1 rRNA gene is annotated in these 2,732 nt (G+C 58.5%); it reads right to left on the minus strand.

Going from position 1 to position 2,732, the window contains the following annotated elements:
• Nucleotides 1–45: 45 nt before the first annotated feature.
• Nucleotides 46–2,732 (minus strand): 23S ribosomal RNA (locus QC029_RS30290); the annotation flags it as partial.

Here is a 2,732-nt window from a genome sequence, read left to right on the forward strand (position 1 = left end):
GCCGGTCGTGGTCTCAGAACCCACACAGTGGACGCGAGCAAATCTATGGTCAAGCCCTCGGCCTATTAGTACCAGTCAACTCCACCCCTCACGAGGCTTCCATATCTGGCCTATCAACCCGGTCGTCTCCCGGGAGCCTTACCCCCTCAAGGGGGTGGGAGCCCTCATCTCGAAGCAGGCTTCCCGCTTAGATGCTTTCAGCGGTTATCCCTCCCGAACGTAGCCAACCAGCCATGCCCTTGGCAGGACAACTGGCACACCAGAGGTTCGTCCGTCCCGGTCCTCTCGTACTAGGGACAGCCCTTCTCAAGACTCCTACGCGCACAGCGGATAGGGACCGAACTGTCTCACGACGTTCTAAACCCAGCTCGCGTACCGCTTTAATGGGCGAACAGCCCAACCCTTGGGACCGACTCCAGCCCCAGGATGCGACGAGCCGACATCGAGGTGCCAAACCATCCCGTCGATATGGACTCTTGGGGAAGATCAGCCTGTTATCCCCGGGGTACCTTTTATCCGTTGAGCGACGGCGCTTCCACAAGCCACCGCCGGATCACTAGTCCCGACTTTCGTCCCTGCTCGACCCGTCAGTCTCACAGTCAAGCTCCCTTGTGCACTTACACTCACCACCTGATGACCAACCAGGCTGAGGGAACCTTTGGGCGCCTCCGTTACCCTTTGGGAGGCAACCGCCCCAGTTAAACTACCCACCAGACACTGTCCCTGATCCGGATCACGGACCCAGGTTAGACATCCAGCACGACCAGAGTGGTATTTCAACAACGCCTCCACACACACTGGCGTGCATGCTTCACCGGCTCCCACCTATCCTACACAAGCCGAACCGAACACCAATATCAAGCTGTAGTAAAGGTCCCGGGGTCTTTCCGTCCTGCTGCGCGAAACGAGCATCTTTACTCGTAGTGCAATTTCACCGGGCCTATGGTTGAGACAGTCGAGAAGTCGTTACGCCATTCGTGCAGGTCGGAACTTACCCGACAAGGAATTTCGCTACCTTAGGATGGTTATAGTTACCACCGCCGTTTACTGGCGCTTAAGTTCTCAGCTTCGCCACCCCGAAGAGTGACTAACCGGTCCCCTTAACGTTCCAGCACCGGGCAGGCGTCAGTCCGTATACCTCGCCTTACGGCTTCGCACGGACCTGTGTTTTTAGTAAACAGTCGCTTCTCGCTGGTCTCTGCGGCCACCCCCAGCTCACCGTGCAAGACGGATCACCGGGTGTGGCCCCCCTTCTCCCGAAGTTACGGGGGCATTTTGCCGAGTTCCTTAACCATAGTTCACCCGAACGCCTCGGTATTCTCTACCAGACCACCTGAGTCGGTTTGGGGTACGGGCCGCCGTGCAACTCGCTAGAGGCTTTTCTCGACAGCATAGGATCATCCACTTCACCACAATCGGCTCGGCATCAGGTCTCACCCTCCATGAGAGACGGATTTGCCTATCTCTCGGGCTACACCCTTACCCCGGGACAACCACCGCCCGGGCTGGACTACCTTCCTGCGTCACCCCATCACTCACCTACTACCGGATCGGGCCGTCGGCTCCACCACTCCCCTTCACCCGAAGGATCCGGGGCGGCTTCACGGACTTAGCATCACCGGGCTCGGCCCTTGCGCTCCACAGCGGGTACCGGAATATCAACCGGTTATCCATCGACTACGCCTGTCGGCCTCGCCTTAGGCCCCGACTTACCCTGGGCAGATCAGCTTGACCCAGGAACCCTTGGTCAATCGGCGCAGGAGTTTCCCACTCCTGTATCGCTACTCATGCCTGCATTCTCACTCGTGTACCGTCCACCACTGCCTTCCGGCGCGGCTTCACCCGGCACACGACGCTCCCCTACCCATCCCGGCCCCCGTTGGGGGTTGATACCGGAATGACACGACGTCGGCGGTGTGCTTGAGCCCCGCTACATTGTCGGCGCAGAATCACTTGACCAGTGAGCTATTACGCACTCTTTCAAGGATGGCTGCTTCTAAGCCAACCTCCTGGTTGTCTCTGCGACTCCACATCCTTTCCCACTTAGCACACGCTTAGGGGCCTTAGTCGATGCTCTGGGCTGTTTCCCTCTCGACCATGGAGCTTATCCCCCACAGTCTCACTGCCGCGCTTACCACTTACCGGCATTCGGAGTTTGGCTAAGGTCAGTAACCCGGTAGGGCCCATCGCCTATCCAGTGCTCTACCTCCGGCAAGCAACACGCGACGCTGCACCTAAATGCATTTCGGGGAGAACCAGCTATCACGGAGTTTGATTGGCCTTTCACCCCTAACCACAGGTCATCCCCCAGGTTTTCAACCCTGGTGGGTTCGGGCCTCCACGACCTCTTACAGCCGCTTCACCCTGCCCATGGCTAGATCACTCCGCTTCGGGTCTTGGGCACGCTACTGAAAACGCCCTCTTCGGACTCGCTTTCGCTACGGCTTCCCCACACGGGTTAACCTCGCAACATACCGCAAACTCGCAGGCTCATTCTTCAAAAGGCACGCAGTCACGACACACCGGCAAGCCGGCATGCGACGCTCCCACGGCTTGTAGGCACACGGTTTCAGGTACTATTTCACTCCGCTCCCGCGGTACTTTTCACCATTCCCTCACGGTACTATCCGCTATCGGTCACCAGGGAATATTTAGGCTTAGCGGGTGGTCCCGCCAGATTCACACGGGATTTCTCGGGCCCCGTGCTACTTGGGTGTCTCTCAGACGAGCCG

The sequence above is a fragment of the Streptomyces sp. DH37 genome (assembly GCF_029813835.1).
Classification (GTDB): Bacteria; Actinomycetota; Actinomycetes; order Streptomycetales; family Streptomycetaceae; genus Streptomyces.